Source organism: Vibrio sinaloensis DSM 21326 (assembly GCF_000189275.1).
Classification (GTDB): Bacteria; Pseudomonadota; Gammaproteobacteria; order Enterobacterales; family Vibrionaceae; genus Vibrio; species Vibrio sinaloensis.
Map to the genome: position 1 here is coordinate 1 of NZ_AEVT01000093.1, position 16,494 is coordinate 16,494.

Below are 16,494 nucleotides of genomic sequence, written 5' to 3' on the forward strand. Positions count from 1 at the left end.
CATCATAATAGGTGTAATCAGCAGAGTATGAGCCAATACCAAATACGTGACCCATCTCATGTACTATGTTGGCAAAGAATTCTTTTTGGTCAAAGTCAGACGCATAGGTGTGGGAGCCGATTACGATTTCTCCAGATTTTGGGAAGTAGTAAGTGCCAACTTTTTCATCTTCATCAGGCCCTGCCATACCATTGGCGTTCTCTAAAGGCTCCACATAGATCGCGATATCAATATGGTGATGCTGCTTTCCTTCGATGCCCTTTAACACCGCAAGCCACTGATGAGTCGCCGCAAGATAGGGTTTTATCTGTGTCTCATCCCAATGGTTTGCACCCTCAAGAGTATTGATCTTACCCATAAACTGTAGCGAAATAGAGAGGCCCTCATTGGATAAGGTTCGAATGGTCGCCACTTTCTCTGATAGGTGCGAAGGCGTAGATTCAAAACTACAACCACCTATCAAAATGGCGAGTAAGAGGGAGGTTAATAATCGAGTCATAATTGCTCTTTTTTGATTGATTGTTAACCAGTACTTTTAAGGAGTCTTTAATTCAATACAAGTAAGGGAATGTATAGCTATGTAATCTTATGTCAGAAGGGAGCTAAGGCATGCTAATTATTACAACATGCCTTAAAGAAAAATGATTAACTATCCAAAAAAGTTAAAAACTTATCCCTTTCATTATCACGCATTGTCATGTTTCCGACCGGAATTTTTCCTTCTACGGCCGCTATAATAGAATCAACCATATCGCCTTTAAATGCCCCGCATAGCTCGATAAGTTGAACATTTTCTGTTAGCAATTTCTTTGCTTCCTCACAAGCCATATCGATATTTTCGACGCAAATTACGGTTGTTGAAAATAAATCCGATTTTAATTTGGATATTTGTGCTGGCTGATAACCCGCGCCAATCATAATAAAAGCATAGTTAGAAAGTTTCATTAGTTTCACCTTGTTGGATTTAGTTCTTTATTTTCGATTTACGATTTCTAATCAACTAGGTTGTAAACTGAATTAAGATCTATAAGTGTTAGCGAGAACTCGTTTTTCATATTTAGTGAATCTATATATGAAAAAAGAGAAGTTAATCACTGGTTACTTCTGACAAGTGGTATTTGCGTAGCCAAAACGCGCTAAGTAGTGCCACACTTTCTTGATATCTTGTTGATCATAATTGAGCTCAGTGACAGCCAATCCTAATAATCTCGGGTTTAAGCTGCCATTTTCCGCGAGTTTTTCAGCCAGTTGGACAAACTTACGACCTCGATAGTCGGCAAAGCGTTGCATGGTGGTGAGTGACAACTGAAAGCCTTGATGCCACTTGATGGGTAGGTTCAATTTAAGCGCGTGGGTTTCGATTTCGGTATCACGATAACTAGGGTCGAGAACTAAACATTCCACATCTTCACTTATTGAAACCTTACCGTGAATATGTGCTTCAATATAGTCGTCCAATTGGTCGTGCTCCGATGCACTGGCTTTGGTGATAAGAGCCTTAAGCCGAGTGGCGGTAGCAAAGTCATTCGGCTCAAAAAAACTGTCTGGAAAACAAAAAGTGGTTCTATCAAACATGTGAGCTTTTAGTTGGAAGTAGCAAGAGCCGAAACGAGGGGAGGCCCCCATTGGATAGTCACGATAATTGAGTGCCCCATACTTAGGGCGCAGGTCATTGGCAGTCTCATCATAAGCGCCGTCAAATATGCGCTGTTCCCACGTCCAACGCTCGCCACCAGGATAGGCAGTCAACCCTCCGTTGCTCGTGTGAGTTTCGAACTGAGATTTCAATCGACCATCCTCTGCTATCGCGATCAGCAGTGGTTTTCCACTCGAGGTTAACCGGTCTGGATGGAAATTTATGGTCAAGGCATGCTCTGGTGGGGAAACCACCCCCCGTGATTTGCTGCTAATGGTGTCTATCGCGTGTTGAATTCTGTTGTTGTTCATAGCCTGCCTTGTGCAAATAAATTTGCTCGATTACTGACGACTCATTAATAAATTTGCCCCGGATAAGGCCAAGAAACTGGCACAAACTCGATTGAAACGCTTGGCCATTTTCGGCTTAGAAAACCAGTTACGCAGATATAGGCCAAATAGGGCATATAAACATATTGCACCGAGCTCCAACAGTAAGAAGGTTGTGCCCAGCACCAAGAACTGTTGGTTAGTATTCTGGGAGATATCAACAAACTGAGGGAGGAAAGCGGTGAAAATTAAAATGGCTTTTGGATTGCCTGCTGCGAGTAAAAATTCTTGCTTCGCCAACGCAAACTGGTTTTTGTATTGGCCAATTTGAGCGATTGGACTGGCCTCTGAGCGCCAAAGAGAAACGGCGATCCACAGCAAGTACGCTGCGCCTGCAATCTTAATTGCTAGAAACAAGGTTTCTGACGCGTAAAGCACTACGGCCAGTCCAGATGCTGCTAGTGCAATCATGATAGAAAATGCCCCGATACGGCCCAACCCTGCAACGACCGCAGATTGAAAGCCGTAACAACGAGCGTTGTTGAGCGACAATAAGTTGTTCGGGCCTGGAGTCATATTGAGTGCGAAACAGGCCGGAATAAACAAAAGCAGCTTGAGCAATTCCATTTTCTCTCCACAGAGCAGTAAATCGTTGAGTGATTGACTACTCTACTAAATGGCAAGAGCAAGGTATAGCCAACTGTTGGTAAAGAAAAATCCCTCGCGAGGGGCGAGGGATATTGGCAGTGTCATGTGAAGGTTATTTGGTTTTTGCCGCTTCAATCGCTCGACCAAGTACGTCTCGCGAACCGAGCTCGTCACCTGCGTTGAGTGTTAGAGAAGAGATCTGCCAGTCTGAGCCTGCTTTGTCCATTTCTAAGGTATAAGACCCAGATATCTGCCAGAAGCCATCTTTCCCAATGTAGTGGCTTGCGACGATATCTGCATTGACCTCGGCCTTGTTGCCCTTTTGCTCAATGTCGATATTGGTCATATCGTGATAAGTGACATCAAAACCCGGCAGGAGCGCTTCCCAGTTATTCATTAGGTCTTCGCGCTTAATGGTCGAGACTTCTCCGCCAAATGCAGAGGTATAGTCGACAACCACAACCGGTGTGAAAACTTGCTCCAATGCATCATAAAGGTTTCTATCCGCTAAGGTCGCCATGCTTTTTGCCGTTTGCGCGATCTTGGCTTCATCACGGGTTAACTGTCCGGCGTGAGCGGTTAATGCGGTCAGTCCAAGGGCCAGTACTAAAGATTTGCGTACCATGTTACCTCCTACAATTTGCGGTCGAAGAATTTAACAACGGCATCAGTTGAGGCTTGCACATCTTCTTCAACATCGTAGAAATCAAATTGAGAGACGTCTTCTAACCAAACGGCTTGCACGTTATCACCGGCCTTATCTAGGTAACCATGCGTACCGGCTGGGATAGCCATTGCTTCAGATGCTACAAGAAGAACAGGTTTGTCTTGTTGGGCTGCCGTTGCGTGTGCATCGTAAGTTAACCAACCCGCCCAAGAGCCAACGTTGAATGCGTTATCCCATTCAGGGATCAGCCCGCGGTCTTTTTCTGTGTAGTAAGGTACGTTGTACATCAGAGCATTTTTGTTGGTTAAACTTGCCCCTTCAATGATCTGTGGTTCATCACTAGTCAAAGCTGAAATACCCGATTGAATCAGGTTAGCCACTGACTCAGCACCACCATAAACGGCATTAACGATTGAACGATCATGGAGCCAAGGTGCGACCGCTGCTGCAGCGACGACGTCTTCATTGCCTAATACTGCATCGAGCATATAGCCAGATGATGCACAGATACCGAGACCGTATGCACGTGACGTATCAATCCCTTTTACTTGATCAAGAGATGCAAAAACGGCTTTGATATCGGCAATTTTACGCTGTGGGTCTTCCAACTCCTTTAGCTCGTCTTCAGACTGGCCCCAACCGCGGAAGTCAAAGGTAACGGCTGCGTAACCCTGCTGGGCAAGGTGTTCCGCATAGGTTGCTGGCATTTGCTCTTTCACGGTTGTCCAAGCCCCTGTTACAACGACAACAGGTGGATTTTCGACATCATCGGGTAGGTAAACATTTGCAGCAAGGCTGCCGACATCCGTTTTCAAGGTTGTGTGTTTTACGATGGTATCTGCGTAAGAGCTAGAAGCGAATGCCGCACTTGCTACTGCCATAACTAAAGCTTTTTTCATCATGATTCATCTCACTCTATTGTTTCGTGGTTCCGTTTAAAACAGTGCTCTTGGCTAGAACAAGCACCGCTAAGATGGTTGATAATTTAGTGAAAAGACGGGGCGAGATATTGAAGAAAATTGAGTTTTGTTTGGTAGAAAATTGCACTTTGTTAAAAAAAGAAACCCTTGGCTTCGATAGTGAAAGCCAAGGGTTTACATGCTGGAATGTACCGACTTATAAAGCCGTTAAATACGCAACGATCTCTTGCTTGCCTTCTGACTTGGCTTTATCTAACGGCGTGTTGCCATCTAAACCTTTGATAGATAAATCACCACCGTGTTCAATCAACAACTTTAAAGCGGGCAGATTGTTGGCCCATACAGCATCGTGCAGCGGTGTATATCCATTACGTGGCCCAACCGCGTTGACGTCGTAACCGGCATCAATCAATAGCTGAACGATCTGTATATTGTCTTGAAACATTGCAGCATGCAGCGCAGTCCCACCGTATGAGTCTCTTTCATCAGGATCAGGGTTTTTCTTCAACAGCTCAACAACTTGAGCTTGATTACCATGGTAGGCTGCTAAATGAATCGTATCACTGCAAAAGGCGTAGTAAGAGGCGGAAACAGTCGATAATAAAACCGCCCCAATTGCGATGAATCTTTTCATTGCGTTTCCCTGTTTCTGTCTTTGTTAGAGTTGATGGGCCGTTTGTTGTATTACAGTGACGGTTTGGACTTAGGGTTCCTAGTATAAGACCTGTCATCCTGGGTAATAACAGGTCTAAAACCTAATAGTTAATTAGGTGATTCCTAACAAAGATCATTCACCGCTAAGTGTTTGACCTTAGGGTCGACAATTGGGTAGTCAACAAGTCCTTTTGCATCACCGCCATAGTAGGTTGAGCGATCGTTTTGGTTTAGCGCTAGGTTCTCTTTGAATCGGTACACTAAGTCTGGATTAGAGATGTAGTATTCTCCGAATGCAACGACATCGGCATAGCCCTGCTCCAGAATATCTTGAGCGGATTCTTTACTGTGACGTCCTGCAACGATGACTGGGTTAGGCCAGATCTCTCTCACTTGTCGACGGAATGAAGAAGGCACAGGTCGCCAAGTGGCAACGTGCTCAGAAAAGTGAACATAGGCCAACTTAAGCTGGGAAAGCTGCTCAAGAGCTTTTAGTGCTAAAGAGGGCATTTCCGGATCGACATCGGGATCATCGATCACCAAATACGGCGATAAACGGAATCCAACCTTATCTTCGCCAATTGCTTGAGCAACGGCACTAACGGTTTCGACAAGGAATCGTACGCGGTTTTCCTGGCTTCCTCCGTATTCATCAGTACGTTGGTTGGCGCTGTTTAGCATGAATTGTTCGAACAAGTAGGTGTTGGCTGAATGCAATTCAACGCCATCAAAGCCCGCTTCCATTGCGTTTTTGGCTGCCTGAACAAAATCGTTTTGTGTGTTGATGATGTCTTGTTTGGTCATGGCGCGCGGCACCTCTTGATCAACAAATCCATAGCCCCCTTCTTCTAGTGGTCCATAGCCTTTGTTGAGACCTTTTATCGCTGATGGAGCGAGTGCCTGTTCGCCACCCGTGATGCTTGGATGAGTCACGCGACCGACATGCCAAAGCTGAATGAAGATCTTTCCTCCTTCCGCATGGACTGCGTCGGTGACCTTTTTCCAGCCATCGATCTGTTCTTGATTGTAGATACCAGGGGTAAACGCATAACCACGTCCCACTTTGGAAATCGGAGCCCCCTCTGTAATGATTAACCCCGCGGTGGCGCGCTGTTGATAATAGCGCACTATGTCATCGTTTAAGGCACCGTCTAGAGATGCTCGTGAGCGAGTCATTGGTGCCATCGCCAGGCGATTTGAGAGTTCTATGTTGCCAAGGTTGAAGTGAGAAAAGAGCATAATGCCTCCTAATGCTGTGGGATAGGCTTAGGTTAGGCAAAGTAGAGCGTTACAAAAATAGCAATAAAGTGAATTTATAATGTACTTTTTAGGTTGTAATAACCTAGGCAGTGCGGCAACGTTGTTTGAGCTTGTCGACAAATACTCGCGCGCCGAAACTCAGGTCGCGATTTGGGTAAACCGCGTACATTGAGCCTTCCTCTGGGAAGCGTGTGTCAGGAAGGAGCTGGACCAATTCTCCACGTTCAATCTCGCCATTTAAGTTATGGTCAGCAACAACCGTGTAATACATGCCTGATAGAGCACTCTGCACGAGGGATTCAGGAGAGCTTGCTTTGTAAAGTGGATTCATCTGTACCGACTGAATGCGGTCTTGATCATCATAGAACTGTATCTTGTCTCTCACGACGCCAAGTCTGGCGTAGCAAGCCGAGGGTAGGGTGACAAGCTGTTCTAAGTTTATTGGCATACCATGGCGTTGAATGTAGTCAGGGCTTGCAACGATGAGCAGGTGGGTTGAGCGTAATTTTTGACCAATGAGTGAACTGTCTTGTGGTTTCCAGATGCGAATCGCCATATCAAACTCTTCTTTGATGATATCGACTCTACGGTCATCGTACTCAACTTCAAAACGGATTTTGGGGTACTCGCTTTGTACATCGCCAATGGTCGGTAAGATAAAGTTTTGGCTCAAATGAGACGCACAAGTTAAGCGCACAAGGCCTGTTTCAGCAGAGCTGTAATTCTGCGCAAAATCGTTCATTTTATTTTCCAGCTCTTTGAGGACCAAGGCTTGCTGGTAGATGGTTTCGCCAGCTTCGGTGAGGGAAAGGGCGCGAGTGGTGCGTTTCAAAAGTACCACGCCAAGCTTATCTTCTAGGGCTTTAATGTTGCGAGACAGCAATGAGGGCAACATATCTCGGTGCTTGGCGGCTTCCGCAAAACTCTCAAATTTAACCACGTCAACAAAGGCCATCAGTTGCTTATTCAGTTCGATTGCCATGCCAAATTCCTTACTTTTAGCCATCAAAGTGAGCTTGATTATGCACTAATTAGTCCATAAAAAAATCAAATTGTTGATATTTTCAATTGTGCATAGATACGCCGGATGGATTGAAATTGCCAATTTAGAGTTATTGTTCTATAACATTGTGATTACAAAACAATCACAATGCAGAAGATGAAACAAGATCAATGGATTGAAACCGGCGATGGCCTGACGATATCGGCGTCGTTGTTTATACCACAAAGCGAACCAAAGGGCGGCGTCATTATCAACTCCGCCACTGCCGTTAGGCAGGATTATTACGCTAAGTTTGCAGAGTTCCTGCGTGGGAATGGATACTTAGTTGTGACCTATGACTATCGTGGAATTGGTCGCTCATCGATTAAAAACTCGCGCGATAAGCGCTTAACCATGAGTGCTTGGGGAGAAAAAGATCTTTCGGCGGTCATTCATTGGGCAAGTCGCCATGCTCCGCAACTGGATTGGCATTGCGTTGGTCACAGTGTTGGTGGGCAAATTATTGGTTTTGCAGACAATAATCATAGTTTAAAAAGTGTGTACTGTGTTTCTTCGCAAAGTGGTTATTGGAATCATTGGGAGTCGCTGAGTAAGCTTCGTATGCTTGCGATGTGGTATGCGGTGGTTCCCGGACTGGCCCGCTGCTTGGGTAAAGTTCCCGGTATTTTCCTTGGTGGTGAATCTCTTCCTGAAGGCGTCGCTAGACAGTGGGCCTACTGGGGGCGGGATGTGAACTACATCGTGGATGAGGGAGGTACACCCATTCGAACTGGGTTTGCACGTATGGAGTGTAATATGAAGTTTCTTCTTATCGATGATGATTTGGACTTTGCTCCGCCCAAGGCTGTCGCTGCTCTGCGCAGTTTTTATGCCAACGCGAATTCGCAACTGGAAGTGGTAAAAGCGGCTCAAGTAGGCAGCAAAATTGGTCATTTTGGTTTTTTCCGCAGCAAGCACGAAGCTTCACTTTGGCCCAAGGCGCTAGAATGGATTGATGCTCACGCGGGGTAGCTTTATCATCGACTCTGATGATAGAGCCTTGCTTACGTGTGATGTTTGCTCTGTGTAAGCTTGTACAAGACCTATCGATAATTCATCGCAAGTGTTATGTTATAACATAATTTTGTTTAATGGATTATTTGTATGTCTTCTATTCCAGTAACCATACTGCATGGTTTTCTTGGCTCGGGTAAAACGACTCTGCTACGCAAAATACTGCAGCAAGCCAGCGTTCAGAAGATGGCACCTTCAGTTATTGTTAATGACATGAGTGAGTTAGATGTCGATGGAGTGCTCATTGCCAATACTGATGCTGTTCATAAAGAGCAGGGCAATTTTGTTACTGTCAGTGGCGAGAGCATCAGTAGTCCGAGCGGTATCAAGCAACTTGACCAGTCATTGAAATCCTTATGTCTTGAGCAAACACCAAGCTGGATCGTCATCGAAACATCAGGTAGCAGTCACCCTCTGCCTTTGGTCGAGTACTTTAAACATCGCCATGAATATGCGCTGAAAGATGTCATTACCTTGGTAGATGCAATTTGGTTAGATAAAGACTACCGCAAAGGGACGCAGCTTATTCCAAAATGGCAGGAGAATATGCAGCGCGGTATTCGAGGGATCGAGAACTTACTGGTTGAACAAATCATGTTTTCTAACCGAGTACTGCTGACGAAAACCGAGAATATGGATGATCACACCGTGCAGACCATCGCGCAAGCGCTCCATCCGCTTAATGTTTACGCTGAAATCGTCAAAACATCTTGGGGTAATCTCGACATCAAGGCGCTTAATGGAGCACAAAACTATAACTTCTTCTTGGTCGAGCAATTGACTGCGGAATTAAGAGCAGCGGTAAATGACCCTCTTAATTTAGTCGGTAAGAAAGGGCAGAACTTGGTTGCGAAGGTGATTGAAGATGACCGACCTTTTCATCCTCAGCGCTTGTGGGATACCTGTCATGCCTATTTAACCAAAGGGGTATTTCGCAGTAAGGGCTTTTTCTGGTTTCCGACTCGTGATGATGTTGCCTTGCTTTGGAGCCAAGCCAATGGAAACGTCGGCCTCGAAATTACAGGTTTTTGGCGAGCTTCGGTGATCAATGATGAAACACAGAATTTTACTGCTGAGCATATCCAGATACTGCAAGACAAAATTGACAGTGTAGAGAGCCGTTTTGGTGATCGACGCTGCCGGTTGACTGTCATCGGTCAAGTGAATGAGGTTGACCATTTTATTACGGCCCTGAAATCTTGCTTTCTCAGTGATAGTGAGCTTGAGCTGTGGAGAAACGGCGCAGAGTTTCAGGACCCATGGCCTAAAAACATCGCTAAATTGAAGTAAGTGTTTATAAAGAGCGAAAGACAAGAGATTACATCGCCATGTACTGGGCTAAAAAGTCGTACACTAAACGCACGCGTTTGTTGGTGTGCAACTCTCGATGACAAACAAGCCAAGCATCTAGCTCGAAAGGTTCAAAATGTGCTTTGAATGCGATGCGTAAATCTGGGTTGTGATGCGCGATGTGCTCAGGTAATAGGATTAGCGATCGCGTGTGTTGCGCCAATTGCCACTGCACTAATTGATTGTTGCAGACCAAAGTGAAGGGGTTGTGTTTGAGGTCCCAACCTGAATGCTTAAGATGTTGTCTTAGGTACTCTTCATGGTCAAACCCGATGATGGAAAGCTTGGCGACTTCATTGGGAGATTTGTCTTCGAAGCTCTTGATTAAATCTTTATGCCCGTAGAGATAAACGGTTTCGTGACCTATTTTTCTAGCAATAAGATCTAAGTCGGTTGGCCGCTTGTAGCGCATGGCAATATCCGCTTCTCGACGTTTTAAATCGCTGACTTGATTAGAGACGATCAGCTCGATATCAATGTGCGGTGCATACTCTTTGAGTCGGGTAATCAAAGGAGGGAAGCGGAAAAACGCGTCAAGTTCAGTTAACGAGATGCTTACTTTGCCGGCAATACTCTCATCTTGCCCCAGCGCAGTCAGTAGCATTTGATTGGCCGATTCGGCCATTTGAGTCACATGTTGGTAGAGCTTTTGACCGCTGTCAGTGAGAACCAACTTTTTGCCCACTCGTTCGAACAGAGTGAGCTTGAGCTCTTGTTCAAATGCGGCAATTTGGCGACCTAACGTCGGTTGGCTCATGTTTAAGGCTCGACCTGCTGCGGAGAATGAGCCTTCCTCTGCGACAACTAAAAACGCTCTCGCTCGGTTCCAATCAAATCCAATGTGTTTCCATTCCATAGCCCAACCTCATATATTCAATTTTGAATGATTGTTATACATTATTGGTGGATTTCCAAACGATTATGAACTGATAAGCTAATGGTAAGTGATAGCCGTAAGGGATTGAGAATGAAAATATTGGTATTAGGAGCCACCGGAGCAACCGGGAGGCTGGTTGTTCGCCAACTGCTCGAAGCGAATCACCAAGTGGTTGCTTTAGTAAGGGATATCAAAGTATTAGCAGAGCATTCCGATTTAACTCAGTATCAAACAACAGCACTTGATATGCCTAATCAGCAGCTAGAAATGATCGTGGCTGAGTGCCAAGCATGTATCTGCTGTCTAGGCCACAACTTTACGTTGCAAGGTGTCTACGGCGCACCACGTTTGCTGGTTCGAGACAGCATCATGCGCGTTATTTCTGTGATCTCTCCTCAGCGAAGCGAGCCGTTTAAGCTCGCATTAATGGGCTCAACAGGGGTGAGAAACCGTGCAATTAATGAATCCGTGTCTCGGCAGGAGATATGGTTATCGCGCTTGCTGAGGGTGTTACTTCCGCCGCACCGTGACAATGAAAAAGCGGCTGAGCTGTTGAGCCGCAGTCGCAAACTGAGCACCTTGTTAGAGTGGGTAATCTTACGCCCTGACACGCTGATCGACCGAGCTGAAGTAAGCTCGTATCAGTGGCACAGTAGCCCGACACGCAGCGCGTTGTTTGATGCAGGAGAAACCAGTCGAATTAATGTTGCCAATGCGTTATCGCGTTTAGTGACCGATTCGCAGCTTTGGCTGGATTGGCGCGGGCAAATGCCCGTCATTTACAATGTACAAGCAAACGAGCAAGCCTAAAATCAAAGAGCCCCAGTAAGTGACTGGGGCTATATGGCTTATTCTCCTAACGCTTTACGTGCCAGCCTTGAGGCCGCCGCTTTATGGCGTTCCATCAATTGATGAATATCGACGCCAATCACTTCACTGTTTATCACTCGCCAGTGACCTGCAACCATCACGCGGTCAGCTTGTTGAGCGCCACATAATAGGAGTGCAGCAAGAGGGTCGTGACTGCCAGAGAAACGGATATCATCGAGTTTGAACATCGCAATATCGGCCTGTTTACTCACGCTAAGCTCACCAATATCATTACGCCCCATCGCTTGAGCTGAGCCTTTGGTCGCCCAACGCAGCGCATCAAAATGGGATACGTTTGCAGAGCCATATTGTAGACGCTGTAAGTACATCGCCATACGTACTTCGGCAATCATATTGGAGCCATCGTTTGAGGCTGAGCCATCAACCCCTAGGCCGACTTTCACGCCAGCGGCTTCTAGGTCATTGTTTTTACAAATCCCCGAAGCAAGCATCATGTTCGATGTTGGGCAGTGGCTAATGCCTACCCCTGCTTGGCCTAGCCTGCGGATCTCGTCATTATTGAAATGAATACCATGAGCCAGCCAAGTTTTGTCATTGAGCCAGCCGACGTCTTCGAGATAGTCGACCGGGCGCATGCCAAATTGCTCAACACAGAAATCTTCCTCATCTAACGTTTCGCACAAATGCGTGTGCATCATGACGTTCTCTTGCTTGGCGATGTGGGCAGTTTCTTTCATCAAATCTGTCGTGACAGAGAAGGGGGAGCACGGCGCGAGCGCGATTTGGGTCATTGCCCCTTCCTGTTGCTGGTGGTATTGGCGAATCAAACGGTAACTGTCATCGACAATCGCTTGCTCGGTTTGAATGGTATGCTGCGGTGGTAAGCCACCGTCTTCTTCACCTAGACTCATTGAACCACGAGTAAAGATGGCTCTAACGCCAAGCTTTTGCGCCGCTTCAACCTGCAAGTCTATCGCGTGTTCTAAACCGTTTGGCAGCAAGTAGTGATGATCGGAAGCAGTGGTACAGCCAGACAGCATCAACTCGACTAAGGCAAGCTCGGTTGCGACACTCATCATTTCTTCATCTAGATTTGCCCAGACGGGGTACAGGCTTTTGAGCCAATGAAACAGTTCTTTGTTCAACGCGTCAGGGTATGCGCGCGTTAAGGTTTGATAAAAATGGTGATGGGCGTTAACCAGCCCTGGAGTGACGACATGCCGAGAGGCATCAACCACATAATCAATTTGGTGGGACGGCGTCCCATGTTTTGCGATAAGTTCGACAACTTTGTTTCCCTGAACCACGAGACCACCTTGGGCGTCATGCGTGTTTCCGGTATAAATTGCCAGTGGATTCTTAATCCAGATGGTTTCCATTCATAATAGTCCTTAGCCATCTCAGCCATTTCAGGGGAGAGGGTCTTAAACGATTTAGTGACAGTGAAGCTAGTAATTACTAGCGGTGTTGTTGAGCTCAGATTGAATCTAGTGAGCTTAGGTCTCCTTTTGGTGCCTTTGTTGTGATTAGGCGAGCTTATTCATTGGTCTTTGCTTCAAGTTTACTTTCTACCACTTGTGGCGCTTCATCATCGGATTTTCGGATGATTTTTTCTTCGACTTGAACCTTACTTTCCGTTAATGCTTCACGCACTTCTTTGTTGGATGACTTGGGAAGAAGCTGGTGAAGAAGTACGGTGACTATTGTTCCGGTGGTAATGCCAGAGTGCAGGAAGTTAGCGATATCATGTGGCAGGTGTTGCAGTAAGCGAGGCTCAAAAGTCACAGCTAAACCTGATGCCAAACCGACACAGATAACCAATGCATTGCGTTTGGTGTCTGCGGCCATGATTAGCATACGTATACCCGCGTAGGCAATCATGCCAAACATAACAAAGCCCACACCACCGAGAACGGGCTTCGGAATGGTGACGGCTACGGCTGCCAGTTTAGGAAACAGACCCGCTAAAATCAGTAGACCGCCTGTCGCGGCGACGACATATCGACTTGCAACACCAGTAATGCCCACGATACCAACGTTTTGGCTGAACGAAGCCAACGGCATCGCGGTAAGAATGGAAGAAAGCGTGCTACCTAAGCCATCACCAAGCAGACCGCGTTGCAGATCCTTACCAGAGATTTGTTTATTACAGTTGTTCGCCAGTGCCATAAAGTCACCGGTAGCTTCAGCTATCACAACAATGTAAACCAAACTCATGCTCACAATCGCACTGGCTTGAAAGCTTAAGCCATATTTTAGAAGCTCTGGTCCACCAACCCAAGAGGCCGATGCAATGTCGTTCAGGTTCACCATACCGAGAGACAGCGCGACGATATAACCGCCTGCCAGACCAATCACGATGGCAGAGGCAGCAACCGCCCCTTTACAGTAAACTGATACCGCAACCACGATGCCGAGTGAAACAATGGCTAAGAAAAGTTTCGGCAGAGTGGCGAAGTTTTCACTCGCTGCAGGCGCATCACCGACCCAGTTCATAGCCACAGGCAAGATGGTTAAGCCGATTAACGTCACCACAACGCCGCTCACCACGGTTGGAAACAGCTTGCGGACTTTGTCCATATAAAAGCTAGCGACAATCACCACTAAAGAGCCAACTAAAGCCGAGCCCATAATGCTCGCAATCCCCCCTTCGCGGCCAATCGCGATAGCCACACCTAAGAAGGCAAAACTTGACCCCATAACAACAGGTAAACGAATACCAATAGGGCCGACACCAATACATTGCGCCATGGTGACGATACCGGATGCGAGTAAGGCGGCGTTAATTAGCGAGACAATCTCTTCATTAGGTAGCCCGATGGATGCGCCAACAATGAGTGGGACGGCGACAATGCCACCAATCGATGCCAGCATGTGTTGCAATGCCAGCAGCAGTGTCATGCCGTGTGGTGGTTTTTGGTTGAGTGTATACAGAAGTTTCATTGGTTATACCTCAGAGAGAGTCCATGTTTCTCTCGTAGATTGGACAACTGACTTCTACTAACTGCGTAGGGTCACGAATTTTTCGTATAGCAAGCTAGCCCGAACGATTGCTCAGGCTAGATTTTGAAGTCGTTATTAGGACTAAGTCGCCTTAGATGTAGATAAGCTTAGCGACGAAGACTACCGTCAGGATGTACATTGAGATTGAGACATCCTTAGTTTTTCCGGTCGCAACTTTTAACACTGTGTAAGTGATAAAGCCGAGTGCAATGCCGTTAGCGATAGAGAAAGTGAGCGGCATCATCAGCGCGGTAATCGCAGCCGGAGCGCCATTGGTAAAGTCTTTCCAATCAACATGCTGCATGCTGCTCATCATTACGAATGCGACGTAGATAAGAGCACCTGCAGTGGCATACGCTGGGATCATACCGGCCAAAGGTGAAAGGAAAATAGCGGCTAGGAATAGGGCAGCGACGACAATGGCAGACAGGCCTGTACGAGCACCAGCGGCTACGCCAGCGGCACTTTCTACGTAGCTGGTGACTGGCGGACAACCGACGCAAGCCCCTGCGACACTAGAGATAGAATCCGCTTTTAACGCCTTGCTAAGCCCCTCTATTTTGCCTGTTTCTTTGTTTACTAGATGCGCTCGTTCTGCAACGCCCATAAGTGTGCCCGCAGTGTCGAACATATTGACGAACAAGAAAGCTAAGATCACGCTAATCATCGAAATGTTAAACGCGCCAGAGATGTCCATGGCCAAGAAAGTAGGTGCAATACTTGGCGGCGCTGCAAAGAAGCCATTGTATTGAACGAGACCTAACATCATACCAATAACGGTGACGCTTAAAATACCGATCAGTACTGCGCCGAACACTTTGCGCTCGCTCAGTACCGCAATGATTAAGAAAGCGATTGCCGCCAGCATGGCATCGGGTTTCGTGAAATCACCAAGCGAAACCAAAGTCGCTGGGTTTTCTACAACGATACCCGCGGTTTTCAGACCGATAAGCCCAAGAAACAGACCGACACCAGCGGTCATGGAAAAGCGTAAACTTTCCGGAATACTCTCAATGATCCATTGGCGAATCTTATAGAAGCTCATTCCGACAAACAGGATACCAGAGAGGAATACGGCCCCGAGTGCAACTTCCCAGCTGTAGCCCATTTCACTGACCACAGTAAATGAGAAGAAGGCGTTAAGGCCCATTCCCGGAGCTAGGCCTACAGGCCAGTTAGCAAATAACCCCATTAACAAACAACCAATGGCTGCGCCAATACAAGTTGCAACGAATACCGCGCCAGAATCCATCCCCGACGCAGCCATGATTTGAGGGTTAACGAATATGATGTAGGCCATGGTGGCAAACGTCGTTATTCCGCCAATCATTTCATTTTTTACACTGGTTCCATGTGCTTTCAATTTGAAGAAGCGCTCAAGAAAACCACCCGATTGTTGCTCATTAAGCACTTCCGCTTTGCTTTCATTCATGTCAGCAAGTCCTTTAGTCATGTTTTGCTTAAATTGAATACTGCTTTTGGCTCGATTTAGGCGTGCAAAAGCCCGCAAGAGCCATTCAATTCTCCTGATACATTTCGCTGTTGGTTTATTAGATTGTTATTGGTTGCTAGCTTCCGCGATACGTCGAGAAACTGTATGGCGAGACCAAAAGAGGGACATGATAATGTGCGCCTTCCTCTCCAAGCCCAAATCGAATCACAACGTCATCGAGGAAAGGGGTTTCACCTAGATCGACATCTTGGTTCTCATAGTATTGCGCTACATGAAACACCAACTGATATTTCCCGACACTGAACTCAGCACCTTCTAGTACTGGTGCGTCAGTGCGTCCGTCAAAATTTGTCGACACGGATTTTAGTTTCGTTAGCACATCGCCTTCTACACGAAAAAGGTCTACCTGGATATTGGCACCGGGTACACCGTGCATTGTATCCAATACGTGTGTTGTTAGTTTTCCCATAACTCGATTTCGCGCCTTGCGCTCTCCTTCGCTCAAGTGTAATTCGATTGTATACAAACTTATCGTTAGTTTGTTCGTTCTATCTATAGTTGTACACAAAATATGCGGATAGTAAAGTCTGTTGTTATAAATTTGTTATTAATAAATTTTGTTAAATTCACAGAATGTGAGCTCTGTTTTGGCCGTTTTTATTGAGTGATATTGTTAAGTGTTTGATTTTTGGTTATTAGTTCACGTTAAATTTCTTTAGTAACACAATCTTTACATTAAGATAATTTATTGTATACAATGAATGCATGAGGTTTTAAAGGACACGACTGAAAGTGTTTTGATTTTAAGGA

The 16,494-nt window shown here is 46.2% G+C and carries 16 protein-coding genes and 1 pseudogene; 3 read left to right on the forward strand and 14 right to left on the reverse strand.

All coding sequences use genetic code 11. From position 1 onward, the window contains the following. From RH45_RS16190 to RH45_RS16230, 9 genes and pseudogenes are all read right to left on the reverse strand, one after another. Positions 1-499 (reverse strand): annotated as a pseudogene (locus tag RH45_RS16190) (hypothetical protein); the annotation flags it as partial. 146 nt (positions 500-645) lie between these two features. Beyond that, positions 646-945: a DUF6506 family protein gene (locus tag RH45_RS16195; protein ID WP_008079123.1), complete on the reverse strand. Its 300-nt coding sequence runs from the start codon at positions 943-945 to the stop codon at positions 646-648. A 153-nt stretch (positions 946-1,098) separates the two neighbouring features. Then, positions 1,099-1,947: a DUF3626 domain-containing protein gene (locus tag RH45_RS16200; protein WP_008079124.1), complete on the reverse strand. Its 849-nt coding sequence runs from the start codon at positions 1,945-1,947 to the stop codon at positions 1,099-1,101. 30 nt (positions 1,948-1,977) lie between these two features. Then, on the reverse strand, positions 1,978-2,592 hold the full coding sequence (locus RH45_RS16205; RefSeq protein ID WP_008079125.1) for a LysE family translocator: 615 nt from the start codon (positions 2,590-2,592) through the stop codon (positions 1,978-1,980). A gap of 133 nt (positions 2,593-2,725) precedes the next feature. Beyond that, positions 2,726-3,238 (reverse strand): nuclear transport factor 2 family protein, encoded by a 513-nt coding sequence (locus RH45_RS16210; protein WP_008079128.1) that lies wholly within the window; start codon positions 3,236-3,238, stop codon positions 2,726-2,728. Positions 3,239-3,246: 8 nt separating this feature from the next. Beyond that, on the reverse strand, positions 3,247-4,182 hold the full coding sequence (locus RH45_RS16215) for an alpha/beta hydrolase (RefSeq protein ID WP_039958828.1): 936 nt from the start codon (positions 4,180-4,182) through the stop codon (positions 3,247-3,249). Positions 4,183-4,396: 214 nt separating this feature from the next. Next, positions 4,397-4,834 carry an ankyrin repeat domain-containing protein gene (locus tag RH45_RS16220; protein WP_008079132.1) on the reverse strand — a complete coding sequence of 146 codons (438 nt, stop codon included), beginning with the start codon at positions 4,832-4,834 and terminating at the stop codon, positions 4,397-4,399. 143 nt (positions 4,835-4,977) lie between these two features. Then, positions 4,978-6,093, reverse strand: coding sequence for an alkene reductase (locus RH45_RS16225; RefSeq protein WP_008079135.1), 1,116 nt, complete (start codon positions 6,091-6,093; stop codon positions 4,978-4,980). 103 nt (positions 6,094-6,196) lie between these two features. Further along, a complete protein-coding gene (locus RH45_RS16230; protein ID WP_008079137.1) occupies positions 6,197-7,096 on the reverse strand; it encodes a LysR family transcriptional regulator in 900 nt (299 codons plus the stop codon). A gap of 168 nt (positions 7,097-7,264) precedes the next feature. Here RH45_RS16230 and RH45_RS16235 point away from each other — a divergent pair, with 168 nt between their 5' ends. Both RH45_RS16235 and RH45_RS16240 read left to right on the forward strand, forming a co-directional pair. Next, positions 7,265-8,128 (forward strand): alpha/beta hydrolase family protein, encoded by an 864-nt coding sequence (locus tag RH45_RS16235; protein ID WP_008079138.1) that lies wholly within the window; start codon positions 7,265-7,267, stop codon positions 8,126-8,128. Between the two features lie 132 nt (positions 8,129-8,260). Next, on the forward strand, positions 8,261-9,460 hold the full coding sequence (locus RH45_RS16240; protein ID WP_008079140.1) for a CobW family GTP-binding protein: 1,200 nt from the start codon (positions 8,261-8,263) through the stop codon (positions 9,458-9,460). Between the two features lie 28 nt (positions 9,461-9,488). Here the strand turns inward: RH45_RS16240 and RH45_RS16245 are convergent, their stop codons facing one another. Then, a complete protein-coding gene (locus RH45_RS16245) occupies positions 9,489-10,376 on the reverse strand; it encodes a LysR family transcriptional regulator (RefSeq protein WP_008079141.1) in 888 nt (295 codons plus the stop codon). A 111-nt stretch (positions 10,377-10,487) separates the two neighbouring features. On the opposite strand from RH45_RS16245, the gene RH45_RS16250 reads away from it, so the two are divergent. Next, on the forward strand, positions 10,488-11,207 hold the full coding sequence (locus tag RH45_RS16250) for an NAD(P)-dependent oxidoreductase (protein WP_008079142.1): 720 nt from the start codon (positions 10,488-10,490) through the stop codon (positions 11,205-11,207). Positions 11,208-11,245: 38 nt separating this feature from the next. Here the strand turns inward: RH45_RS16250 and RH45_RS16255 are convergent, their stop codons facing one another. From RH45_RS16255 to uraH, 4 genes are all read right to left on the reverse strand, one after another. Next, positions 11,246-12,607, reverse strand: a complete 1,362-nt coding sequence (locus tag RH45_RS16255) for an 8-oxoguanine deaminase (protein ID WP_008079143.1) — start codon at positions 12,605-12,607, stop codon at positions 11,246-11,248. Positions 12,608-12,764: 157 nt separating this feature from the next. Next, complete coding sequence (locus RH45_RS16260) at positions 12,765-14,171, reverse strand: nucleobase:cation symporter-2 family protein (RefSeq protein ID WP_008079153.1); 1,407 nt, start codon at positions 14,169-14,171, stop codon at positions 12,765-12,767. 151 nt (positions 14,172-14,322) lie between these two features. Next, a complete protein-coding gene (locus RH45_RS16265) occupies positions 14,323-15,663 on the reverse strand; it encodes an NCS2 family permease (RefSeq protein WP_008079154.1) in 1,341 nt (446 codons plus the stop codon). 136 nt (positions 15,664-15,799) lie between these two features. Continuing rightward, a complete protein-coding gene (gene uraH, locus RH45_RS16270) occupies positions 15,800-16,153 on the reverse strand; it encodes a hydroxyisourate hydrolase (protein ID WP_008079155.1) in 354 nt (117 codons plus the stop codon). Positions 16,154-16,494 lie beyond the last annotated feature (341 nt).

Bases quoted from the DNA above. Each gene is read 5' to 3' on its own strand.
- RH45_RS16265 (WP_008079154.1), bottom strand. From the start codon at position 15,663: ATGAATGAAAGCAAAGCGGAAGTGCTTAATGAGCAACAATCGGGTGGT.
- RH45_RS16255 (WP_008079143.1), bottom strand. From the start codon at position 12,607: ATGGAAACCATCTGGATTAAGAATCCACTGGCAATTTATACCGGAAAC.
- RH45_RS16200 (WP_008079124.1), bottom strand. From the start codon at position 1,947: ATGAACAACAACAGAATTCAACACGCGATAGACACCATTAGCAGCAAA.
- RH45_RS16215 (WP_039958828.1), bottom strand. From the start codon at position 4,182: ATGATGAAAAAAGCTTTAGTTATGGCAGTAGCAAGTGCGGCATTCGCT.
- uraH (WP_008079155.1), bottom strand. From the start codon at position 16,153: ATGGGAAAACTAACAACACACGTATTGGATACAATGCACGGTGTACCC.
- RH45_RS16195 (WP_008079123.1), bottom strand. From the start codon at position 945: ATGAAACTTTCTAACTATGCTTTTATTATGATTGGCGCGGGTTATCAG.
- RH45_RS16260 (WP_008079153.1), bottom strand. From the start codon at position 14,171: ATGAAACTTCTGTATACACTCAACCAAAAACCACCACACGGCATGACA.
- RH45_RS16245 (WP_008079141.1), bottom strand. From the start codon at position 10,376: ATGGAATGGAAACACATTGGATTTGATTGGAACCGAGCGAGAGCGTTT.
- RH45_RS16225 (WP_008079135.1), bottom strand. From the start codon at position 6,093: ATGCTCTTTTCTCACTTCAACCTTGGCAACATAGAACTCTCAAATCGC.
- RH45_RS16250 (WP_008079142.1), top strand. From the start codon at position 10,488: ATGAAAATATTGGTATTAGGAGCCACCGGAGCAACCGGGAGGCTGGTT.
- RH45_RS16240 (WP_008079140.1), top strand. From the start codon at position 8,261: ATGTCTTCTATTCCAGTAACCATACTGCATGGTTTTCTTGGCTCGGGT.
- RH45_RS16205 (WP_008079125.1), bottom strand. From the start codon at position 2,592: ATGGAATTGCTCAAGCTGCTTTTGTTTATTCCGGCCTGTTTCGCACTC.
- RH45_RS16210 (WP_008079128.1), bottom strand. From the start codon at position 3,238: ATGGTACGCAAATCTTTAGTACTGGCCCTTGGACTGACCGCATTAACC.
- RH45_RS16235 (WP_008079138.1), top strand. From the start codon at position 7,265: ATGCAGAAGATGAAACAAGATCAATGGATTGAAACCGGCGATGGCCTG.
- RH45_RS16220 (WP_008079132.1), bottom strand. From the start codon at position 4,834: ATGAAAAGATTCATCGCAATTGGGGCGGTTTTATTATCGACTGTTTCC.
- RH45_RS16230 (WP_008079137.1), bottom strand. From the start codon at position 7,096: ATGGCAATCGAACTGAATAAGCAACTGATGGCCTTTGTTGACGTGGTT.